The organism is Pseudomonas sp. 09C 129 (assembly GCF_002843625.1).
Taxonomy (GTDB): Bacteria; Pseudomonadota; Gammaproteobacteria; order Pseudomonadales; family Pseudomonadaceae; genus Aquipseudomonas; species Aquipseudomonas chlororaphis.
Genome location: NZ_CP025261.1, coordinates 581,773 through 604,392, shown reverse-complemented (window position 1 = coordinate 604,392; position 22,620 = coordinate 581,773). Strand labels below are relative to the sequence as shown.

14 protein-coding genes, 3 rRNA genes and 1 pseudogene are annotated in these 22,620 nt (G+C 62.4%); 11 read left to right on the top strand and 7 right to left on the bottom strand.

Annotated features, from left to right (window positions below; all coding sequences use genetic code 11):
• Positions 1-11: 11 nt before the first annotated feature.
• The gene (locus CXQ81_RS02915) at positions 12-350 is read left to right on the top strand and encodes a hypothetical protein (protein ID WP_007927325.1); all 339 of its coding nucleotides are present in this window, start codon (positions 12-14) and stop codon (positions 348-350) included.
• 66 nt (positions 351-416) lie between these two features.
• On the opposite strand, the gene lapD is transcribed toward CXQ81_RS02915, so the two are convergent.
• Together lapD and lapG are read right to left on the bottom strand one after the other, a co-directional pair.
• Positions 417-2,363 carry a cyclic di-GMP receptor LapD gene (gene lapD, locus CXQ81_RS02910; protein ID WP_101336416.1) on the bottom strand — a complete coding sequence of 649 codons (1,947 nt, stop codon included), beginning with the start codon at positions 2,361-2,363 and terminating at the stop codon, positions 417-419.
• 14 nt (positions 2,364-2,377) lie between these two features.
• Entirely contained in the window at positions 2,378-3,067 is a 690-nt protein-coding gene (gene lapG / locus CXQ81_RS02905; RefSeq protein ID WP_007927321.1) for a cysteine protease LapG, read from the bottom strand.
• Between the two features lie 275 nt (positions 3,068-3,342).
• Here lapG and CXQ81_RS02900 point away from each other — a divergent pair, with 275 nt between their 5' ends.
• The 6 genes from CXQ81_RS02900 to CXQ81_RS02875 all read left to right on the top strand — a co-directional run bounded on the left by CXQ81_RS02900 (position 3,343) and on the right by CXQ81_RS02875 (position 11,193).
• Positions 3,343-4,035, top strand: coding sequence for a GntR family transcriptional regulator (locus CXQ81_RS02900; RefSeq protein ID WP_097134081.1), 693 nt, complete (start codon positions 3,343-3,345; stop codon positions 4,033-4,035).
• Between the two features lie 72 nt (positions 4,036-4,107).
• Positions 4,108-4,863 (top strand): thioesterase II family protein, encoded by a 756-nt coding sequence (locus CXQ81_RS02895; protein ID WP_101336415.1) that lies wholly within the window; start codon positions 4,108-4,110, stop codon positions 4,861-4,863.
• Positions 4,864-5,552: 689 nt separating this feature from the next.
• On the top strand, positions 5,553-6,329 hold the full coding sequence (locus tag CXQ81_RS02890; RefSeq protein ID WP_101336414.1) for a DUF3050 domain-containing protein: 777 nt from the start codon (positions 5,553-5,555) through the stop codon (positions 6,327-6,329).
• A complete protein-coding gene (locus tag CXQ81_RS02885; protein ID WP_009041565.1) occupies positions 6,326-7,255 on the top strand; it encodes a diiron oxygenase in 930 nt (309 codons plus the stop codon). The genes CXQ81_RS02890 and CXQ81_RS02885 overlap by 4 nt, the downstream gene beginning before the upstream one ends.
• Before the next feature lie 15 nt (positions 7,256-7,270).
• Positions 7,271-10,705 (top strand): non-ribosomal peptide synthetase, encoded by a 3,435-nt coding sequence (locus CXQ81_RS02880; protein ID WP_101336413.1) that lies wholly within the window; start codon positions 7,271-7,273, stop codon positions 10,703-10,705.
• 23 nt (positions 10,706-10,728) lie between these two features.
• Positions 10,729-11,193, top strand: coding sequence for an SRPBCC family protein (locus tag CXQ81_RS02875; RefSeq protein WP_007927311.1), 465 nt, complete (start codon positions 10,729-10,731; stop codon positions 11,191-11,193).
• 246 nt (positions 11,194-11,439) lie between these two features.
• Here the strand turns inward: CXQ81_RS02875 and CXQ81_RS31680 are convergent, their stop codons facing one another.
• Positions 11,440-12,225, bottom strand: coding sequence for a methyl-accepting chemotaxis protein (locus tag CXQ81_RS31680; RefSeq protein ID WP_370686837.1), 786 nt, complete (start codon positions 12,223-12,225; stop codon positions 11,440-11,442).
• A gap of 69 nt (positions 12,226-12,294) precedes the next feature.
• A pseudogene (locus CXQ81_RS31675) lies at positions 12,295-13,320 on the bottom strand (cache domain-containing protein); the annotation flags it as partial.
• 312 nt (positions 13,321-13,632) lie between these two features.
• Between CXQ81_RS31675 and CXQ81_RS02865 the strand changes: the two are divergent.
• The 4 genes from CXQ81_RS02865 to CXQ81_RS02850 all read left to right on the top strand — a co-directional run bounded on the left by CXQ81_RS02865 (position 13,633) and on the right by CXQ81_RS02850 (position 18,986).
• Entirely contained in the window at positions 13,633-14,133 is a 501-nt protein-coding gene (locus tag CXQ81_RS02865) for a sigma-70 family RNA polymerase sigma factor (RefSeq protein ID WP_101336412.1), read from the top strand.
• 5 nt (positions 14,134-14,138) lie between these two features.
• Entirely contained in the window at positions 14,139-15,149 is a 1,011-nt protein-coding gene (locus CXQ81_RS02860; RefSeq protein ID WP_101336411.1) for a FecR domain-containing protein, read from the top strand.
• A 102-nt stretch (positions 15,150-15,251) separates the two neighbouring features.
• Positions 15,252-17,747 (top strand): TonB-dependent siderophore receptor, encoded by a 2,496-nt coding sequence (locus CXQ81_RS02855; RefSeq protein WP_101336410.1) that lies wholly within the window; start codon positions 15,252-15,254, stop codon positions 17,745-17,747.
• A 63-nt stretch (positions 17,748-17,810) separates the two neighbouring features.
• Positions 17,811-18,986, top strand: coding sequence for a PepSY domain-containing protein (locus CXQ81_RS02850; protein WP_101336409.1), 1,176 nt, complete (start codon positions 17,811-17,813; stop codon positions 18,984-18,986).
• A gap of 189 nt (positions 18,987-19,175) precedes the next feature.
• Here CXQ81_RS02850 and rrf (CXQ81_RS02845) read toward each other — a convergent pair.
• The 3 genes from rrf (CXQ81_RS02845) to CXQ81_RS02835 form a co-directional block, all read right to left on the bottom strand.
• Positions 19,176-19,291, bottom strand: a 5S ribosomal RNA gene (rrf, locus tag CXQ81_RS02845).
• A gap of 110 nt (positions 19,292-19,401) precedes the next feature.
• Positions 19,402-19,517, bottom strand: a 5S ribosomal RNA gene (gene rrf / locus CXQ81_RS02840).
• A 139-nt stretch (positions 19,518-19,656) separates the two neighbouring features.
• Positions 19,657-22,548 (bottom strand): 23S ribosomal RNA (locus CXQ81_RS02835).
• Positions 22,549-22,620: the final 72 nt, after the last annotated feature.

Below are 22,620 nucleotides of genomic sequence, written 5' to 3'. Positions count from 1 at the left end.
AGGGATTCCCCATGTTCTACGTGCAACGCGATGCACAGGGCCAACTGGTTCGCGTGGAGGCCACACCTTACGCCGAGGCCACGGAAACACTGGCGGCCGACCACAATGAGATCCAGCAGTGGTTCGCCAACGAGGTGGTGGAAGTCAGCCTGAAACAACTCAAGCAGAGCGACCTGGAAATGATCCGGGTACTCGACGACTTGATTCAGGTGCTGACCAGCAAGGGCGTGATCCGCGTCACCGACCTGCCACCGGCGGCCCAGGCCAAGCTGATGGACCGGACCCAGGCGCGTGAGGCGCTGGGTGGCCTGAGCCACCTGATCAACGACGACGAAACCGGCCTGATCTGATAATCGCCGGCCAGCGGTTCCCGCACCTGCGCGGGTGCCGCTGACCGGCGATCTTCGTTCAGCGCCTCAGCGCCAGGGCGCGGGCTCGCCGACCAGGCGGCCCTGGACGCCGTACAGGCCCATCTCGCCAATCACCTGCAACTCCCCTTCGGTTTCCACGCGCTCGGCGATCAGCGGCAGGTCGATGCTGTGGGCGGCGCGCTGGATGGCTTCGATAAACAGGCGCTTGTCGCTTTCCTGGTCGATGTCGCGGATGTAGCTGCCGTCGATCTTCAGGTAGGCCAGGCCCAGGCGCGCCAGGTTGCCGATCATGCTGAAGCGCCCGCCGAAACGCTGCAGGCTCAGGGAGAAACCCAGCTCGCGCAGGCGGCGGGTCAGTTGTTCCAGCAGCGCTTGTTCAGGCAACTGCTCTTCGCCGATCTCCAGGGTCAGGCGCGGCCCCAGGCTGGAGTGCTGGCGCAGGATCTCGAACACCTTGTTCAAGGCCTGCGGGTCGGCCAGGGTCGCGGCCGACAGGTTCAATGCCAGCGAGTCCTGGTGCCCGGCCATCTGCTTGAGCACCTGTTCGAGCATCAGCAGGTCCAGGCGCGAGGTCCAGCCAAAGCGCTCCAGCCACGGCAGGAAGCGCCCGGCGGCGATGGTCTGGCCCTGCTCGTCGAGCAAGCGCGACAGCACCTTGTAGTGCAGCACCAGCGCGGTATCGCGGGTCGCGACCACCGGCTGGAAATACAGCTCGAACCGCTGCTGGCTCAAGGCCCCGTCCAGCAGGGTGTGCCAGGCGTGATGGTCGTCGCCGACGCTGGCCGCAGCGTCGTGGTCCAGGCAGGCCCAGCTCGTGTCGCCCTGGGCCTCGGCCTGGGCCAAGGCCTGGTCGCCCAGGCCGAGCACCGCCTGCGGTGAGTCGCCATGGACGAAAGGCGCCAGGCCGATGGAGGCCACGGACGCCACGTCAGTGGCGCCGGTGGCGTGCAGGCTGGCCAAGGCGTTTTCCAGGTTCTGCGCCAGCTGCAGCGCCTCTTCGCGCACCAGCCCCGGCGCCAGCACGGCAAATTCGCCACCGCGGATGCGGGTCACCAGGTTGTGGGTTTCCGGGTAGCGCGCGCATTCACGCTGCAATTGTTCGCCCACCGCCTGCAGCAGCTGGTCGGTGCGCTGCCCGCCCAGGCGCTGGTTCAGGCCGGCCAGGTCCTTGACCCGCAGCAACAGCAGGTAGCCGGAGCTGGCCTGTTCCGGGTTGCTCACCCGGGCATTGAGCTGCATCTCGAAGTAACGACGGTTGGCCAGGCCGGTCAGGTTGTCCTGGTAGGACTCGACCCGCAACCTTTCGCTGCGCTCGGCCTGTTCCTGGAACAGCGCCTTGAGTTTCTCGACCATCTGGTTCATCGCCTGCACCACGCGGCGCAGTTCCGGCGTGCGCGGCAACTCGGGCAGGCTGAGGAATTCGCGGCGGGCAATGGCGTGGGATTGCTGCACCATGTAGTCCAGCGGCTTGAGCTGGCGGCGCAGCAGCAAGGCCCCCAGCACCGCGCTCACGGCACCGCACAGCAGCAGCCAGCCGAGGCTGCCCAGGGCGCTTTGCCAGAGCTTGGCGACGGCGAACATCGGATGGCTGACCACCTCGACCCGCGCCGCCTGTTGCCAGCCACGGCTGACCAGGGCGTCGCCGCCGGCCGGCTCCAGGCCGATCAGCTTGACGAACCAGTCCGGTACGTCGCTGACCTCGGGGGTGCCGCTGCGCTCGACCATGACCTCTTCGGTGACCTGGTTGATCACGCGGATGCTCGAGTAGTAGCCGCTGTCGAAAATCGAGCTGACCAGTAGCTCGACCATCGCCGGGTCGTCGATGTTCGGGGTCAGGGACAAGGCCAGCGCCGTGGCCGCGTCCTGGGCATGGGAACGCAGCTGGTTGACGTACTGGGTGCGCGAACTTTCCAGGCTGACCATGAAGCTGCCGCTGAAGGCGACCACCAGGAACAGACAGATTGCGATCAACAGTTGTTTGAACAAAGACATCTGAGCTCGTGCTCCTAGTGAGTCGTCTCGACCGGAAAACCTTCGGCCTGCATTTTCTTCAACACGTCCTGCCACCGGGACAGGCGCTTGGTGTCACCGACTTTCTTGCTGCCCTTGCCGGGCAGCCACAGGCCCTCGGCATTGAAGGCGTACACCGGCAGCAGGTCGGTACGCTGGCTGGCCGGCTGGATGGCGTCGATCAGGCTGTCGAGGACCAACGGCATGGCCTCCGGGCTTGAATAGTAGGTCAACACCATGTGCGCGCGGTTCTGGCGCAGGGCCTTGACGTAGGTGATGCGCAGCTTGTCACTGGAAACACCGAGGTGGCGCAGGCTGAAATACTTGGCGATCGCATAGTCCTCGCAATCGCCGGCGCCCTTCCACAGGGCCTCGACCGGGGTTTCCCAATAATCCACCTGATGCCACAGGTCGATGTCTTCCACGTAGCGCATGTTCTTGTTGAAGAACAGGTTGACCACCTTGAGCTGTTCCATCTCGCTGGCCTGGTTCTGGGTCGCCAGCAGCTGCTGCCAGGCGTCGATGCGCTTCTGCCCTTCGCCCAGCGGCCCGTACAGTGCGGTGGCGCGGCGGCTGATCTGCGAAAAGTCCCAATCGGCCTGCAGGCCACCCAGCAGCAAGCCGGCCAGCAGCAGCGCCGAAAACAGCCAGCGCAGGGTCCGAGAAAGAGCTAAACGTGCCGCCAATGCGAAGAGTCCATGGGAGCTGTCGTGGGTCGAAGGATGGTGCAGGTTGGTCCGCCAAAAGACAATGGCACCTTACAATCACAGCCCCTCTGGAGACGCTAAGCTGAAAGCAGGGACCTGTTCGTTTATCGGCCAGTGCTTGAGCCTCAGGAGGGCTGCCCCGAGAATCAGCGCCGGCAAAATCCATGACAGGGCCCAGACGGCTGGTTTGACAAGCTGCAGGGGGCTATCTAGCGTCCATTGGATCCAAACCTCAGAAACAGGATAGCGTTAACGTGACAGAAAAACCGAGGCCCTTGAGCAAGATCGCAGTCAGCGGGCCGATCCCCGCCCACCTCGCGCGCTCGGTGATCGAGGAAACCCTGCGCGCGGCGATTCTCGACGGCCGCCTGCCCAGCGGCACGGCGCTGCGCCAGCAGGATCTGGCCGACCTCTTCGGCGTCAGCCGCATGCCGGTGCGCGAGGCCTTGCGCCAGCTCGAAGCGCAATCGCTGTTGCATGTGGTGCCGCACAAAGGCGCGGTGGTCGCCGAGCTGATCGGCTATGACGCGGTGGAAACCTACGGCCTGCGCCTGCTGTTGGAACTGGAGGCGCTGCGCCTGTCGATCCCGCTGCTCGACGCCGAGGACATCGCCCAGGCCCGTGGCTACATCGCGCAGCTGGAAAACGAAACCGACCACGCCGAAATCGGCCGTCTCAACCGCTTGTTCCACATGGCGCTGTACCACCGGGCGCCGAACCAGAAGCTACTGCGCCTGATCGAGCTCGAGTTGAACGAGGAAGAACGCTTCTTGCGCTTCCATCTGTCCTCCATGGGCCTGGGCAAGTTGACCCAGGACGACCACAACGCCATGACCGACGCCGCCGAGGCTAAGGACGTCGAGCGGGCGGTGGAGGTGCTGCGCGGCCATCTGGAAAAGGCCGCGAAGACCATTCGCGACTACCTCGAACGGACCGCCGAGGGCTGACAGCGGTAACGGCGGCATGACGCGGCCACGATGCAACACTCAATGACCGGCACACCGGCTTAAGGAAAAGCAGTGCACGCGCGCAATGACAAATGGCTGATGGTGCTCAACTCCGGCGAGCCGACGAAAACCCGGCTCATCTGCTTTGCGCAGACCGGCGCGGACCCGGAACAACTGCGTAACTGGTCCACCGGGCTGGGCGGACACATCGAGCTGGTGCTGGTGCGACTGCCCGGCCACGGCAGCCGCCAGGCCGAAACCCCGCTCGATGACTGGCCGCGGCTGCTGGCCGACACCTTCCCTGTACTGCGCCCTCTGCTGGCCAAGCCCCATGCCCTGTTCGGCCATGGCCTGGGCGGGATGCTGGCCTACGAAGCCGCCAAGCACGCCCAGGCGCACTACCCCGGCCAGACCCGCCACCTGTTCATTTCCGCCTGCCGCAGCCCCGACTACCCATCGCCCCGGCCGTTGCTGCACATGTTGCCCGCGGCGCCCTTCCAGGAAGCCATGCTGTCGCTGGGCGCCACGCCGATCGAAATCCCCCGCGACCAGGCCAGCCGGAAGCAGTACGAAACGCTGCTGCGCGCCGACCTGAAGCTGTTCGAATCCTGGCGCGATCTGTCGAGCGGCAACCTCGATATTCCCCTCACCGCCTTCTATGGCAGCGAGGACCCGCTGGCCCCCGCCAGCAACATGGCCAACTGGCGCGAATTCACCCGCCGTGAGTTCGAGCTGATCGAGGTGGCCGGCAATCACTTCTTCATCAAGTCCCAGCGCCAGCGCCTGCTGCAGATCATCAATATCCACCTGGGCCTGCTCGGCGAATAATCCGCCGTCTTCCTCCCCCGCTCCTGCCCTCACAGGCCCGCCGACGATGGCTCAGCCGGCGATTTGGGCTCACTCTTGCTGTCGCCGACTGAAAAAGGGACGTGAGCGGCGCGCAGGCTTGCCCGCACACGTCGATCTGCAGACCCACGCAAGGAGCCCAGCGACTGGAGGGCATGACCGGGATCGGCTCCCGCATGCCTTCTCCCAGATATTCAACGACTTCAACTCAGCGCTTCGAAGTTTGCTTCGAGTGAGGCATTCACTCAGCGTTAAAAATTCTGACTTATATAAGTCGGAAGGGGCAACTTCATCTCAACAAAACTTGAACCAGAAGTTTTGCAGCAACTTGTCGCACGACAAAAATAAAAGTTTGAAAAGCATTATAAAAACAACTTGCCCGACACTTTCTCCTGTATTAGTTTTTTCTCCGCCGACATTAAACAACGTCGAGCAGCCGTTCATGAGCACCTGGCAAGCCTCGGCTTTATTGGCTCTCTAAAGCCCATAACGCCAAGACGACGGTTCTTTAACGGATAGACCGGCCAGCACTATAAAACTTTCCAGATTATCAATCTCAGGTTTGAGGCCCCTGCTCGCCCGCAACAAATAAGCACTGGTTAAAACACCTATACGAGCCGCAACTAATCGGCCAATCAAACACACTTGAACATCTCAGACAGGCAGCCCAGATGAACGCCAACAAAGAACTTCTCGACGCCAAGAAAGCCACACTCAGCACTCATCCCATTTTTGCCGAAATCAACACACTCGCGGTTCTTCAACGCTTCATGCAGGCCCATGTTTTCGCCGTGTGGGACTTCATGTCGCTGACCAAGCGCCTGCAACAGGAACTGACCTGCGTGCGCCTGCCCTGGCTGCCACCGCGGGACCCTCGCGCCGCGCGGCTGATCAACGAGATCGTGCTCGGCGAAGAGTCCGACGATCGCCCCGGGCAAGGCCATTACAGCCATTTCGAGCTGTACCTGGATGCCATGCGCGAAGTCGGCGCCACCACCGGGGTCGTGGAACGCTTCGTCGCGCTGCAACAGGAGGGCGTGAGTTTCGACACCGCCCTGCACAGCGTCGACGCCGACCCGGCTGCCAGCGCCTTTGTCCGCCAGACCGTGCACACCGCCGTGCAGGCGCCGGCCCATTGCGTGGCGGCAGCCTTTCTCCATGGCCGGGAAAGCGTCATCCCGCGGATGTTCCAGCGCATCCTCGACGACTGGGGCATTGGTATCGAGCAGGCGCCGACCTTTCGCTACTACCTGCAACGCCATATCGAGGTCGACTCCGACGACCACGGCCCGGCCGCGGAACAGCTGCTGCAGCGGCTGGTGGCTGGCGACCCGCAACGCCAGCAGGAGGTGTACGCGGCGGCCATCGCCGCGGTGGACAGCCGCATCGCCCTGTGGGACGGGCTGCGCCTGAGCATGGCCGAATCGGCGATCGGGGTGAACGCATGAACGCCCTCGACTACCAATCCTTCGCCGACACCTGGGAAGAGCGCGCGACCATCCGCACCCGGCCGCGGCGCATGCTCGAGGACGACGACAAGCTGATCTATCCCCTGAGTCGCCAGCCTCTGGTGCACAGCCAGGGCTTCCTCGACCACTGCGCCCATCTGCGGGATTTCGTGCTGGTGCAAAGCCTCTACAAGTTCATCAACGACGTGGTGATCTTCGAGACCGAGCTGGTGGACAAGACCGCCCGCAACATCGCCAAGAATCGCTTCGCCATTGCCTTCCCCTTTGCCTGTCGCTACGACGCCATGACCGTGGTGGTGGACGAGGACTACCACGCGCTGGTGGCGATGGACTTCATGCAGCAGACCATCGCCATGAGCGGCATCGAGCCCATCGAGCTGCCCAGGGAAATCGAACTCAGCCGGGCCATCCCCGCCGCCCTGCGGCTGGCCCCCGACCACCTGCGCGACGCGATGGAGCTGGTCTGCGTGGCCATCGCCGAAAACACCGTGACCAACGATGTCGCCGCCTTCGCCAAGGACGACACGGTCAAGCAGTCGATCAAGGGCCTGATGGCCGACCACCTGCAGGACGAAGGCCGGCATTCGGGCTTCTGGTCGCGGCTGGTGCGCATCTATTGGCACGGCGCCAGCGATGCCGACCGCGCAGAGATCGCCCGGGTGCTGCCGGTGTTCATCGCCCAGTACCTGACCAATGACATTCAGAAGGACTTCGACTTGCGGCTGATCGAGCAACTGCCCGTCGCCGCCCCGATCAAGCAGGCGCTGCGCGAGGAGGCAGCCGCCCTGGCCTACCCGATCAACCGCCATCACCCGCTGATCGCCAACATCCTGCGCTTCTTGCGCAGCAGTTCGATGCTGGATTCGGCCTGCGTCCAGGACGCACTGGCCGACTACCTGCCCTAACGGAGGGACCCGAGCATGAGACGCCTCGATATTGTGTTGACGGGCCGCAGCCAGGCCCTGAACGAACTGGCCATGGAGCTGGAGCGCCACGGCCATCTGGTGCGGTGGCTGGACTCGCCGCAGGCGATCGCCAACGCCGAGGGGCTGCGGCCCCATCTGCTGATCGACGACGGCAGCCTGAGTGATTCACCGCCCCTCGCAGCGGACACCGCGCGCCTGGAATTGCGCATCGCCCTGATCGCCCAAGCGGCGCCCGGGTTGCCGCAGGTGCGTCTGTTCCACCACCACGGCACCCGGCTGATCGAGCAGGCGAGCCTGCCGCCGGAGGCCAGCGGCAATGGCCAGGCCCTGCGCGGCAGCGCGGTGGCCAGGCTGGTCGCCAGCACCGCGCGGCTGGTCAGTGGTTTTTCCCGCGGCGCGGCGTTTTTCCAGCAGCTCGCGGCCCTGGACGAACCCAGCGAACCGCTGCTGGGCCTGGAGCGCCTGGACTCGCTGGCCTTCGAGCACCGGCACAACCCACAGCCGGCACCGACCTTGCTGCGCAGGATGCAGGTGCCGATCGCCCAGCGCCTCGACCAGAGCCTGCTGGCCTTCGCCCAGCGTCCGGCCTTGAATATCCAGGGCATCGACTACAGCTACCAGACCCTGCATCGGCTGAGCCGCAACTTGCAGCGGCAGATGCTGCGACACCTGCCTCCAGCCTCTGACCGACCACCGGTGATCGGCCTGTGCCTGCCCAAGTCGGCGGCGCTGTATGCCGCGATTCTCGCGACCTTCGGCTGTGGCGCGGTGTACCTGCCGCTGGACCCGGAGCACCCGGCGCAACGGCGGCGCTACATCCTCGACAACGCCGGCGCCGCCCTGCTGCTGCACGACGGCTGCGAAGACCTGGCCGACCTCGAGATGGCGCAACTCGATGTACGCCCCCTGTTGCATGACGCCGCCGAGGACTGCCTCCCGCTGCTGCGCCAGGCACCGCCGCCAGAGGCGCCCTGCGTGGCGATCTACACCTCGGGCACCACCGGCCAACCCAAAGGCGTGTTGCTCAGCCAGGGCAATCTCAGTCACTTCTGCGCCTGGTACAGGCGCCATGTCGAGCTGGACCCAGACAGCCGGGTGCTGCAGTTCTCCACCATCAACTTCGACGCCTCGCTGCTGGATATCCTGCCCACCTTCCTCTGTGGCGCACTGCTGGTGGTCCCCGACCAGGACCAGCGGCGCGACCCGCGGCAACTGCTGGCCCTGCTCCAGCGGCAGAAGGTCAGCCACGCCTTCCTGCCGCCGGCGCTGCTGAGCATCCTGCCCCTGGAGCAGCCGCTGGGCCTGGAGCATCTGGTGACCGGCGGCGACGTCTGCGAACCCTTCGTCATCCAGCGCCTGGCCGACCAGTGCGCGCTGCACAACATCTACGGCCCGACCGAAACCACGGTGCTGGCCACCACCCGCCGCCTGCGCGTCGACGACAACCCGCGCAACCTCGGCCTGCCGATCGCCAACAGCCAGGTGCTGATCCTCGACGAACAGCTGCAACCGCTGCCCGACCGCACTCCCGGCGAGCTGTACCTGGCCGGGCCCGGAGTCGGCCTCGGCTACCTGAACAACCCGGCGCTGAGCGCCGAACGCTACCTGACCCTGGACCTGCCGGACGGGCGCCGGCTGCGGGTCTATCGCACCGGGGACATCGGCCAGTGGACCGACAACGGCATCGAGATCTGCGGGCGGCGGGACAACCAGGTGAAGATCCGCGGGTTCCGGGTCGAACCCGAGGAGATCGAGCATTGCCTGCGCGACGGCCAGCTGTTCCGCCAGGTGGCGGTGGTGATCGACGATCAGCGGCGGATCCTCGCCTACCTGGCCCAGCCGAACGCCGCCGGCAACGCACTGCAAACCCTGCGCGAAAAGGTGCGCCAGCGCTTGCCGGACTACATGCAGCCCAGCGCCTACATCGAGCTGCCGAGCATGCCCTGCACCGCCAACGGCAAGGTCGACCGCCGCGCCCTGCTGGCCCTGCCGCGTACATCCGGCAGCAGCCGCCAGCGACGCCTGCCACGGAACGCCACTGAACGGCGCCTGCTGGAATTGTGGGCCGAGCTGCTGGAGCTGCCGGCCGAAGACATCGGCACCGACGACAGCTTCTTCAACCTCGGCGGCCACTCGATTTTGCTGTCGCGCCTGCTGCTGACGATTCGCGAACAGTTCGGCCGCGGCCTGTCGATCAACCGCTTTATCGAGGCGCCGACCCTGAGCAACCTGGCGACCCTGATCGACGGCGCCGCCCACGACGGCCCGGACGCGTCCCTCGACCCGGTGTTCGCCGATGCCAACGCCGAACTCGACCTGCAGGTGCTGCCCATCAGCCAACTGGGCGATGTGCACAAGGTGCTGGTCACCGGCGCCAACAGTTTCCTCGGCGTGCACGTCGTCCAGGCGCTGCTGGAATGGGGCGCCAGCGAGGTGGCGTGCCTGGTGCGGGAAACGCCCACGCAATCGGCCGCCGCACGTTTCACCCAGGCCCTGCGCGACAACCACCTGGAGCATCTGGACCTGAGCCGGGTGCGGGTGCATGCCGCCGATATCAGCCAGCCACGGCTGGGGCTGGCGGCGGATGTGTACGAACGCATCGACCGCGAATACGGCGCGCTGGTGCACAACGCCGCCAACGTCAATCACGTGCTCGATTACCCGGCGCTGGCGCGCGACAACGTCGAGCCGCTGTTCGAGTGCCTGCGCCTGTGCGAAGGGCGCAGCAAGAAGGTCTTCAACTTCGTCTCGACCCTGTCCGCCTCCAGCAACATCGACGCCCAGGGCCGGGTGCTCGAACAGCCGCCCGCGGCCACCCCGCCGATCTACATCCGCAACGGCTACAACCTGTCCAAGTGGGTCGGCGAGCGGATCCTGCAACGGGCCCGCGAACAGGGGGTGTGGGTCAATCTCTATCGCCCGGGCAACATCAGTTTCAACAGCCAGACCGGGGTCTGCCAGCCCCACCGCAACCGCCTGATGCTGATGCTCAAGGGCTCGCTGCAACTGGGCCAGGTGCCGCAGCTGGCGATGAACTTCGACTTGATGCCGGTGGACTTCCTCGCCCGCTTCATCGCCTTCCACGCCAGCCGTTATCAGCCGGCCCACGCGGTGTTCAACCTGCACAACCCGCAGCCTTTGAGCTGGGAGGCCTATGTCGCCTCGTTCCGCGAGGCCGGGCGCGAGTTCCGCATGGTCAGCGTCGCCGACTGGCAGCGCCAGCTGGGCCGGGTCGACCGCGACAACGCGCTGTTCGGCGTCCTCGGCTTCTACCTCAACGGCTTCGAGGAAGACATCGGCGACATCTCGCTGATCGGCCACGCCAACGCCGAGGCCGGGGTACGGCGCATGGGCGCCGACTACCCGCCCAAGGACCCGGCGCTGCTGCGCAAGGGCTGCCAATACCTGAAAGACATCCGTTTTATCTGAACCCACCCACGCTGGAGAACACCATGAAAAACCTGCAACCCGACACCCTGATCAAGAACCCGAACGCCTGCCAGGTCCTGTCCACCGTGGATATCGGCGCCGATGCCCGAAGCGTCTGGAATATCGTCGGCAACTTCGCCGGCTTTCCGGCCTTCATTCCCGCGCTGTCGCACATCGAAATGACCGGCGAAGGCGTGCGCTCGGTGCGCAAGAAGTTCTTCCACGACGGCAACATCGTGATCGAGCAACTCAACTCACGGGACGACCAGGCGCGGTACATGACCTGGAGCCTGATCTACGACACCCTGGGCATTGGCAATCTGTGGGCGGCCATGAGCGTCGAGGCCTTGCCCGGCGAACGAGCGCGCGCCACCTGGCGCATCGTCGCCGACCCGGCCGAAGGCGGTGCCGAGGTGGCGGCCTTCCAGGGGTTCCTGCAAGGGTTTGCCGATGAGGCAATGGGCAATGTGCAAAGGATGTTCGAGTAACGCTGAAAATGCCCCTGTAGCCGCTGCCGCAGGCTGCGATCGACGCCGAAGGCGGCGCAAGATTTGGGGATCGCTGGAAGGCCTTCGGCCTTTTCGCAGCCTGCGGCAGCGGCTACAGGGGTTCGGAGACCGGTAGATAGGGAGGCGGTCCGAAGTACGGCAAGGGGTGCCGATGGGCTGGTCGGACAGGTAAAAAAAACGCGATGAGCCATACCGGCCTCATCGCGTTTTTCAGGGCAGTGCGGGTCAGATCTTGAAGCTGTCCACCAGTTGCTTCAGGCGGTTGGCCTGCAGCGACAGGGCGTCGCAATCCTTCAGGGTTTCGTTGAGGTTGGCCACGCCCTGCTGGTTCAGCAGGTTGATCTGGCTGATGTCGACGTTGAGGGTTTCCACCACGGCGGTCTGCTCTTCGGTGGCGGCAGCCACCGACTGGTTCATGCCATCGATCTCGGTGATGCGCTGGGTCACGCTGACCAGCCGCGCACCGGCCTGGTTGGCCACTTCGACGCTCTCTTCGCTGGACGCCTGGCTGGCGTTCATGGTCGATACCGCTTCGCGAGAGCCGATCTGCAGCGAGGTGATCATCTTGTGGATCTCCTCGGCCGATTCCTGGGTGCGATGGGCCAGGTTGCGGACCTCGTCGGCCACCACCGCGAAACCGCGACCGGCTTCACCGGCGCGCGCCGCTTCGATGGCCGCGTTGAGCGCCAGCAGGTTGGTCTGCTGGGAGATGCCTTTGATCACATCGAGGATGTGGCCGATGTTGTCGGTGCTGGCGTTCAGGGTTTCGATCTGGGTGCAGGACAGGCTGATCTTCTGCGACAGCTCGGTCATGGCCAGGATGGTTTGTTCCACCACCTGGCGACCATCGTCGGCCTGCTCGCTGGCGCCGCTGGCATGCTGCGAGGCATCGGCGGCGTTGCGGGCGATTTCCTGGGTGGCGGCGCCCAGCTGGTTGATCGCCGCGGCCACGCTGTTGGTACGCGCGCTTTGCTCGTCGGAACCGATGATCGACGCGTTGGACGAGGCCATCACGCGCTGGGACAGATCGTGCACCTGGCGGGTGGCCGAGGACACTTCGGAAATCGACGCATGGATACGTTCCACGAACTGGTTGAACGAGCCGCCCAGTACGCCGAATTCGTCCTTGCTCTCCACCACCAGGCGGCGGGTCAGGTCGCCCTCGCCCTGGGCGATGTCCTGCATCGCGCGGCCCATGGTGGTCAGCGGACGCATCAGTACCTGGATCAGCAGGCTCAGCAGCACGGCAATCGCGGCCACGGCGATGAACATCGCCAGCAGCGCCGAGGTGCGGAACTTGCTCAGCGGGGCGAACGCCTTGTCACGGTCGATGGACAGGCCGATGTACCACTCGGCATTCGGCAGGCCGGTCACCGGGGTGAACGACAGGATGCGTTCCTGGCCGTTGAGCAGCACTTCCTGGGTGCCTTTCTGGATATGCACGTTGGCGCCCGGATAGACATCCTTGAGGTTCTTCATCACCTGGTCCTTGTCCGGACTGACGATCACCTGCCCGTCCGCGCTGACCAGGAAGGCATGGCCCAGGCCGCCGAAGTCCACCGAGTTGATGATCTTCACCAGGGTTTCCAGGCTCAGGTCGCCCCCCACCACACCCAGCAGCTGACCGTCCTTTTTCACCGGCATGGCGATGGTCACCACCAGCCCGCCAACGGCCGCCATGTAGGGCGGGGTCAGCATGGTCTTGTCGGCCGCCACGGCCTGCTTGTACCAGGGACGCTGACGCGGGTCGTAGCCGTCCGGCATCTTCGCGTCAGGCCGCTGGGTAAACACACCGTTGACCTGGCCCACGTAGGTGAACTGGAAGTTCGTGGTGAACGCCGGCTGGTCCACCAGCCCCGGGAAGTCAGCGTTGGCGCCCTGGTGGGCGACGTTCTGCGAGAGGTTCTCGAGCACCAGGATGCGTCCGCTCATCCAGTTCTGGACGCTGCTGGAAGTGAGGTCACCCGCCTGCTCGATGGACGATTCGAGGTTCTGGCGAATGGTGTTTCGCTGCAGATAGTCGTTGTACAAAGTGAACAACGCGAATGCCAGAACCACTACACCGGAGGCGGCCAAAAGGATTTTATGGCTGAACTTGAGATTCATGTCATGGGACTTCTTATGCCGAAAGTGGGGATGCGTACGGGATGCAACTTTCCATGTAACAGCGCAGGCGGCGTTCTACGACCGCTCTACTTTGGTGCACGCATGGGTCTCACTGTCTGTCGGCACGAGACGGATAAATCTTAGCGATTTGTCAGAAATGTACCTGTTATCTGCAAAAAACCGCTGAACGGCAGGCTAGAGCGGTCGCATCGGACTTTTCCGTAGCCGGTCGCCCTGCGGCTGTTGCAAAATCCCAAACCCTTGATGACAATGCGACTAATTATCATTTGTGACAGCCGGGCAGTCGCATCCATGTCATCACCTGAGTTCGCGGTACAGGCGCTTTACAGCCATCACCATGGCTGGCTCAACACATGGTTACGCAGCCGGCTGGGCAACGCCGCCGATGCCGCCGACCTGGCGCAGGACACCTTCGTGCGCCTGTTGCAGCGCACCGAACGCCTGGAACTCAAGGCCCCGCGCGCCTTCCTGCGGACCGTCGCCCGCGGCCTGGTGATCGACCACTGGCGCCGCGAGGAAATCGAGCGCGCCTACCTGGAAACCATCGCCCATCTGCCGCAAGCCCAAGCCCCCAGCGAGGAAGCCCGCGCCCTGGTGCTGGAGCTGCTGGAAAGCATCGCGCGCATGCTCGAAGGCCTGAAGCCGAAAGTGCGCAAAGCGTTCCTGCTGGCCCAGTGCGAAGGCCTGACCCACAAGCAGATCGCCGAACAGATGGGGCTGTCCCTGCGTTCGGTGGAGCGTTACGTGGCCGACGCGCTGTTCCACTGCTACCTGCTGCGCTATGAGGCGTGAGCGCTGTGGATAACCCCTCGATCAATCTGCGCCGGCCCGTGGACCCCAGGCACCTGGTGGTCAAGCAGGCCATCAACTGGATGCTGCGCCTGCGCAACAATGCCGGTAACCCCCGGCTGCTGCAGCAATGCGATACCTGGCGCGCGGCCCATCACGAGCACGAGCTGGCCTGGCAACGGGTGCAATCGCTGCAGCAGGAATTGCATAGCAACCTGCGGGCCGTGCCCGGTGCCCAGGTGGCCTTCGATACCCTGGAAAACAGCGCCCAGCGCCTCGGCCGACGCCAGGCCCTGAAGCTGCTCGGCGGCGTCATGCTGGTGGGCTCCGCCGCGTGGCTGGGCAAGGAGCAACTGGCCTGGCAGCAATGGAACGCCGACTTCGCCACCGCCACCGGCGAACGCCGCGGCTTCCAGTTGCCGGACGGCTCGCGCCTGGAGCTCAACACCGACAGCGCCGCCGACATGGACTTCAGTGCCCGGCAGCGGCTGATCCGGCTCAGCCGTGGGGAAATCATGCTGACCTGCGGCCCGGACTCGCAGGCGAGCCCTTCCAGGCCGCTGCTGGTACGGACCCGCCATGGTCTGTTCGAAGGGGTCGACGCCAGTTTCGTGGTGCGCATGGAAGGCGACTGCACGCGCCTGAGTGTCACCGCCGGCAGCGTCGCCATTCATTCGCCGCACACCGCCGATGGCACCCCGGCCCGGGTACAGGCCGGGCAAAGCTATCGGGTCAGTGCGTCCCAGGCGGTGCCGGTGCCGCCGCTGGACATGGACGTGGGCGCCTGGGCCGATGGCCTGATTGTCACCCGCAACATGCGGCTGGCGGACTTCATCCACGAGGTCGGGCGTTATCGCCACGGTTACCTGGGCTGTGCCGACGAGATCGGCGACCTGCGCCTGTCCGGCGTGTTCCGCCTGGAGGACACCGACAAACTGCTGGCGATCCTCCCGCAAACCCTGCCCGTGCGCCTGCGTTATCGCACCCGCTGGTGGGTCACCCTGGAACGTCTGGCCTGAGGCGCTTCAACCCGTTGAAATTTTTTGGCGGCTTTTTCCCGTGAGTCCGGCTTAGACAGTAAGCACTTCCATCTGCCTTCAGCGACTCAACGGAACCCTTCCATGATTGTGCACTTCCACCACTCCTCTTCTGCACGGCCCACCCTCGGCCTGCGCCATGCCGTGCGCGTGGCCCTGCTTTCCTCGGCGCTGGGTGTCGCCGCCTTGCCTTGCCTGGCACAGGCGGCCGAGACGGGCGCGGCCAGCCTCAGCCACAGCTACAACATCCCCGGCGGCGCCCTGAGCGAGGTACTCAACCGCTTCGCACGCGAGGCCGGCATCACCCTGTCGATGACCCCGGCGCAGCTCCAGGGGCGCCAGTCCGCCGGCCTGAAGGGCGAGTACTCCACCGACCAGGCCCTGGGCCAGTTGCTCAATGGCTCCGGCCTGGAAGCGCTGAGCCAGGACGGCAGCAGCTATGTGCTGCGGGCCTTGCCCGAGACCGGCGCCCTGGCGTTGCCGACCACCGATATCAAGGGTTTCGCCCTGGGCAATGCCTTGGGCAGCATGGAAGGCTACAACGCCACCCACAGCCAGATCGCCACCAAGACCAGTACCGCGCTGCTGGAAACCTCGCAAAGCGTCTCCGTGGTGACCCGCGAACAAATGGACGACCAGGGTTCGCAAACCGTGTCCCAGGCCATGCGCTACACCCCCGGCGTGCTGACCAACCCCTACGGCGCGACCCACAGGTACGACTACGTGGCCATGCGCGGCTTCAACGACGGCTCGGTGGACAACATCTACCTCGACGGCCTCAAGTCCATGGGCGACAGCGGCACCTACAGCACCATGCAGGTCGACCCGTACTTCCTGGAGCGGGTGGACATCCTCAAGGGGCCTTCGTCGGTGCTTTACGGCCGCAGCTCCCCGGGCGGCCTGGTGGCACTGACCAGCAAGAAGCCACTGTTCGAGCCCTACCATCAGATCCAGGCCACGGTCGGCACCCAGGGCCAGCGCGGCATGGGTTTCGACTTCAGCGGCCCGGTGGACGACGGCAAGCGCATCGCCTATCGCCTGACCGGGCTGGCGGACCGCTCCGATACCCAGTTCGACCACAACAAGGAAAAACGCTACGCCCTGGCACCGACCCTGAGCATCGACTTCACCGATGACACCTCGCTGACCCTGCAGGCGTACCTGCAACACGATCCGGACGGCGGCTACCACAGCGGCATGCCGGCCGATGGCGCGTTGCACCCGCGCAACGGCCGGCGGATTTCCGAGAACTTCTTCGAAGGCGAACCGGGCATCGATCGCTACAAGCGCGATCAGCAGTCGTTCGGTTATCAGTTCGAACATCGCTTCAACGATGTCTTCACCGCGCGGCAGAACTTCCGCTACCTGGACTCCAAGGTGAAGCTGGACCAGGTCTACGGCTACGGCTGGACCACCCCGACCAGCAACGAGCTGAACCGCTACTACACCGGCGGCGACGAGAAGCTGCATGCGTTCATCGTCGACAACATGCTGCAGGCCGAATTTCTCACCGGCGCGACCAAGCACACGGTGCTGATGGGCGCGGATTACCAGCGGCGCAAGACGGTGGTGGACTGGACCAGCGGCTCGGTGGCGCCGATCAATGCGTTCGATCCGGTCTATGGCAACTCGGCCATCAGTTACTACGACCCGGTCAGCTATCTGCGTCGCCTCGAGCAGACCGGCGTCTACCTGCAAGACCTGATCGAGATGGACCAGTGGCGCTTCTCCCTGGGCCTGCGCCAGGACTGGGTAGAAACCTCGGACGAGAACCGCCTGGCCGAAGCCTCGCGCCCGGTGGGCACCGAGATCAATGACAAGCGCACCAAGCTGACGGGCCGCGCCGGGGCGCTGTACCTGTTCGATAACGGGTTGGCGCCTTACATCAGCTATTCCGAATCCTTCAATCCCAACTCTTACGCGGACAGCGCCGGTAACCCGCTGGCCCCCACCGATGGCACCCAATGGGAACTGGGCCTGAAGTACCAGCCACCGGGCACGGATGACCTGTACACCGCGTCGCTGTTCCGCATCGACCAGGAAAACCTGGCCACCAAGCTGCCCCAGGAAAACTTCTATCGCGCGGTCGGCGCCGTACGCTCCCAGGGCCTGGAACTGGAAGCGCACCTGCAGTTGAACGACAACCTCAAGCTGCTCGGCAGCTACACCTTCACCGATATCGAGTACTCGAAGTCGATGATCAGCACCTTGAGCACCGCCACCGACATCATCGAGAACAAGGGCAACTCGCCGACCCAGGCGCCGCGGCACATGGCTTCGCTCTGGGCCGACTACAAGTTCGACAGCGGCTCGCTCGACGGCCTGCGCCTGGGTGGTGGCGTGCGGTACGTCGGCTACAGCTGGGCGGATGCGGAGAACACCATGAAGGTGCCGTCCTACACCCTGTTCGATGCCTCCGTCGGCTATGACCTGGGCAAGGTCGGCCTGAAGGGCGTGGATGTCCGGCTCAATGCCAACAACCTGACCAACGAATCCTACATCGCCTCCTGTGCCAGCCTGAGCTTCTGCTATATGGGCGAGGAGCGAAACGTCGCGGCCACGGTCAGCTACCAGTTCTAATCATTTGTCATTCCCCCGAAGCCAGCGCATGCGCTGGCTTTGTCGTCTCTACGGGAAAATTCCATGCGCGCAATTCTGGTTCTACTGCATCGTTATATCGGCCTGGCCACCGCGGTGTTTCTGCTGCTGGCGGGGCTGACCGGCAGCCTGCTGGCCTTCCATCACGAGCTGGACGAGTGGCTCAACCCGGAGTTCTACGAGACCCCCGCCGAGGGTCAGGCACTGCCGCCTGGAAGCCTGGTCGACCGGGTGCAGACGCAGTATCCGCGCCTGCAGGTCTGGTACATGGAGTACCCCAACGAGCCCGGACATACCGCGCTGCTCGCGGCGGTTCCCCGTAACGATCCGGCCACGGGCAAACCCTTCGACGACCCCAACCAGGTGTTCTATCTGGACCCGGTCAGTGGCGAGCAGACCGGCAAGCGGTTCTGGGGTGCCTGCTGTTTTCAGCGGGAGAATCTCATCCCCTTCATTCTCGAGTTCCACTACAACCTGACGCTGCCGGGTAACTGGGGACTGGTGTTGATGGGGCTGGTGGCGATCTTCTGGGTCGTCGATTGCTTCATCGCTTTGTTCCTCACCCTGCCCCGTGGCCGGCCGTTCTGGAAGAAGTGGTCGACCGCCTGGAAGATCAAGGGCGGGCACGCTTATCGTCTCAACATGGATCTGCATCGGGCGGGCGGGTTATGGCTGTGGTTACTGCTGCTGCCGATAGCGATCAGCAGCGTGGCGATGAACCTGCCGAGCCAGGTGTTCAAGCCGGTGGTTTCCTTACTCTCACCGATCGAACCGAGCGTCTATGAAGCTCGTGGGCGCATGCCCAGCGATCAGTTGGGGATTACCCGGCTCACCTATCAGCAGGCTTATGAACGCGCCCAGGAAGAAGGCAAACGGCTGGGCCTGACGGCGGCGATCGGCGAGCTTTATTACAGCTTCGAATACAACTTCTATGGCGCCGGTTTCGGTCAGCACGATACCGAGGCCCACGGTAAGTCGTGGTTGTTCTTTCATGGCACCGATGGACACCTGCTGGGGCAGGAGATCGCCGGGCAAGGCACCTTGGGCGAACGTTTTTATCGGCTGCAACTGCCGATCCATGGTGGCCGGATCATCGGCTTTACCGGGCAGGTACTTATTGCGGTGTTGGGATTGGTGATTGCGATGTTGTCCGTCACCGGGATCTACATCTGGTGGCGTAAATGGCTGGCCCGCAGAAGCAGCAAGATGCGTCAGCGGTGAGGTGAGGGACAGAGCGGAGGTGCTTCGCTCTGTTCTGATGCTGTGGAGCATAGGTTGGGGGGCTGGAGGGGGATTCAGCTCACCTGCTAGGTGACCTGGAGACCTGGCTCGGATGTAAGCCTCAAGGCTTTCAGACGTACAAAAACAAAACCCCTGTCTGCGTCGGCAGACAGGGGTTTCGGAATTCAATCTTGACGATGACCTACTCTCACATGGGGAAACCCCACACTACCATCGGCGATGCATCGTTTCACTGCTGAGTTCGGGATGGGATCAGGTGGTTCCAATGCTCTATGGTCGTCAAGAAATTCTGTGGCCGGACCGTTGGCTCAAGGGCCGAACGTGCCAGCAAAATCGGGAACTTCTACAAAAACAAAACCCCAATTGCTTTCGCAATTGGGGTTTTGGAATTTAATCTTGACGATGACCTACTCTCACATGGGGAAACCCCACACTACCATCGGCGATGCATCGTTTCACTGCTGAGTTCGGGATGGGATCAGGTGGTTCCAATGCTCTATGGTCGTCAAGAAATTCGGTGTGCCGAGTCGTCTTTCGACGCTTCAGCAAATTGGGTATGCGATAGTTTGTGTGTTTTCTCGAACTTTCGGTTCGTTTCGTCTTCACACACCGCAATCTGGCTGTTAAGCGCAAATTGCTTGGGTGTTATATGGTCAAGCCTCACGGGCAATTAGTATTGGTTAGCTCAACGCCTCACAGCGCTTACACACCCAACCTATCAACGTCGTAGTCTTCGACGGCCCTTCAGGGGACTCAAGGTCCCAGTGAGATCTCATCTTGAGGCAAGTTTCCCGCTTAGATGCTTTCAGCGGTTATCTTTTCCGAACATAGCTACCCGGCAATGCCACTGGCGTGACAACCGGAACACCAGAGGTTCGTCCACTCCGGTCCTCTCGTACTAGGAGCAGCCCCTCTCAAATCTCAAACGTCCACGGCAGATAGGGACCGAACTGTCTCACGACGTTCTAAACCCAGCTCGCGTACCACTTTAAATGGCGAACAGCCATACCCTTGGGACCGGCTTCAGCCCCAGGATGTGATGAGCCGACATCGAGGTGCCAAACACCGCCGTCGATATGAACTCTTGGGCGGTATCAGCCTGTTATCCCCGGAGTACCTTTTATCCGTTGAGCGATGGCCCTTCCATACAGAACCACCGGATCACTAAGACCTACTTTCGTACCTGCTCGACGTGTCTGTCTCGCAGTCAAGCGCGCTTTTGCCTTTATACTCTACGACCGATTTCCGACCGGTCTGAGCGCACCTTCGTACTCCTCCGTTACTCTTTAGGAGGAGACCGCCCCAGTCAAACTACCCACCATACACTGTCCTCGATCCGGATAACGGACCTGAGTTAGAACCTCAAAGTTGCCAGGGTGGTATTTCAAGGATGGCTCCACGCGAACTGGCGTCCACGCTTCAAAGCCTCCCACCTATCCTACACAAGCAAATTCAAAGTCCAGTGCAAAGCTATAGTAAAGGTTCACGGGGTCTTTCCGTCTAGCCGCGGATACACTGCATCTTCACAGCGATTTCAATTTCACTGAGTCTCGGGTGGAGACAGCGCCGCCATCGTTACGCCATTCGTGCAGGTCGGAACTTACCCGACAAGGAATTTCGCTACCTTAGGACCGTTATAGTTACGGCCGCCGTTTACCGGGGCTTCGATCAAGAGCTTCGCGTTAGCTAACCCCATCAATTAACCTTCCGGCACCGGGCAGGCGTCACACCCTATACGTCCACTTTCGTGTTTGCAGAGTGCTGTGTTTTTAATAAACAGTCGCAGCGGCCTGGTATCTTCGACCGGCATGGGCTTACGGAGCAAGTCCTTCACCCTCACCGGCGCACCTTCTCCCGAAGTTACGGTGCCATTTTGCCTAGTTCCTTCACCCGAGTTCTCTCAAGCGCCTTGGTATTCTCTACCCAACCACCTGTGTCGGTTTGGGGTACGGTTCCTAGTTATCTGAAGCTTAGAAGCTTTTCTTGGAAGCATGGCATCAACCACTTCGTCACCTGAAAGGTAACTCGTCATCAGCTCTCGGCCTTAGAACCCCGGATTTACCTAAGATTCCAGCCTACCACCTTAAACTTGGACAACCAACGCCAAGCTGGCCTAGCCTTCTCCGTCCCTCCATCGCAATAACTAGAAGTACAGGAATATTAACCTGTTTTCCATCGACTACGCTTTTCAGCCTCGCCTTAGGGACCGACTAACCCTGCGTCGATTAACGTTGCGCAGGAAACCTTGGTCTTTCGGCGTGGGTGTTTTTCACACCCATTGTCGTTACTCATGTCAGCATTCGCACTTCTGATACCTCCAGCAAGCTTCTCAACTCACCTTCACAGGCTTACAGAACGCTCCTCTACCGCATCACTTACGTGATACCCGTAGCTTCGGTGTATGGTTTGAGCCCCGTTACATCTTCCGCGCAGGCCGACTCGACTAGTGAGCTATTACGCTTTCTTTAAAGGGTGGCTGCTTCTAAGCCAACCTCCTAGCTGTCTAAGCCTTCCCACATCGTTTCCCACTTAACCATAACTTTGGGACCTTAGCTGACGGTCTGGGTTGTTTCCCTTTTCACGACGGACGTTAGCACCCGCCGTGTGTCTCCCATGCTCGGCACTTGTAGGTATTCGGAGTTTGCATCGGTTTGGTAAGTCGGGATGACCCCCTAGCCGAAACAGTGCTCTACCCCCTACAGTGATACATGAGGCGCTACCTAAATAGCTTTCGAGGAGAACCAGCTATCTCCGAGCTTGATTAGCCTTTCACTCCGATCCACAGGTCATCCGCTAACTTTTCAACGGTAGTCGGTTCGGTCCTCCAGTCAGTGTTACCTAACCTTCAACCTGCCCATGGATAGATCGCCCGGTTTCGGGTCTATACCCAGCGACTAAACGCCCTATTAAGACTCGCTTTCGCTACGCCTCCCCTATTCGGTTAAGCTCGCCACTGAATATAAGTCGCTGACCCATTATACAAAAGGTACGCAGTCACAGAACAAAGTCTGCTCCCACTGCTTGTACGCATACGGTTTCAGGATCTATTTCACTCCCCTCTCCGGGGTTCTTTTCGCCTTTCCCTCACGGTACTAGTTCACTATCGGTCAGTCAGTAGTATTTAGCCTTGGAGGATGGTCCCCCCATATTCAGACAAAGTTTCTCGTGCTCCGTCCTACTCGATTTCATGACTAAGAGATTTTCGCGTACAGGGCTATCACCCACTATGGCCGCACTTTCCAGAGCGTTCCGCTAATCTCAAAGCCACTTAAGGGCTAGTCCCCGTTCGCTCGCCACTACTAAGGGAATCTCGGTTGATTTCTTTTCCTCAGGGTACTTAGATGTTTCAGTTCCCCTGGTTCGCCTCTTGCACCTATGTATTCAGTACAAGATAACCATCTTATGATGGCTGGGTTCCCCCATTCAGACATCTCCGGATCAAAGTCTGTTTGCCGACTCCCCGAAGCTTTTCGCAGGCTACCACGTCTTTCATCGCCTCTGACTGCCAAGGCATCCACCGTATGCGCTTCTTCACTTGACCATATAACCCCAAGCAATCTGGTTATACTGTGAAGACGACATTCGCCGAAAATTCGCGATTAAACTCACAAAT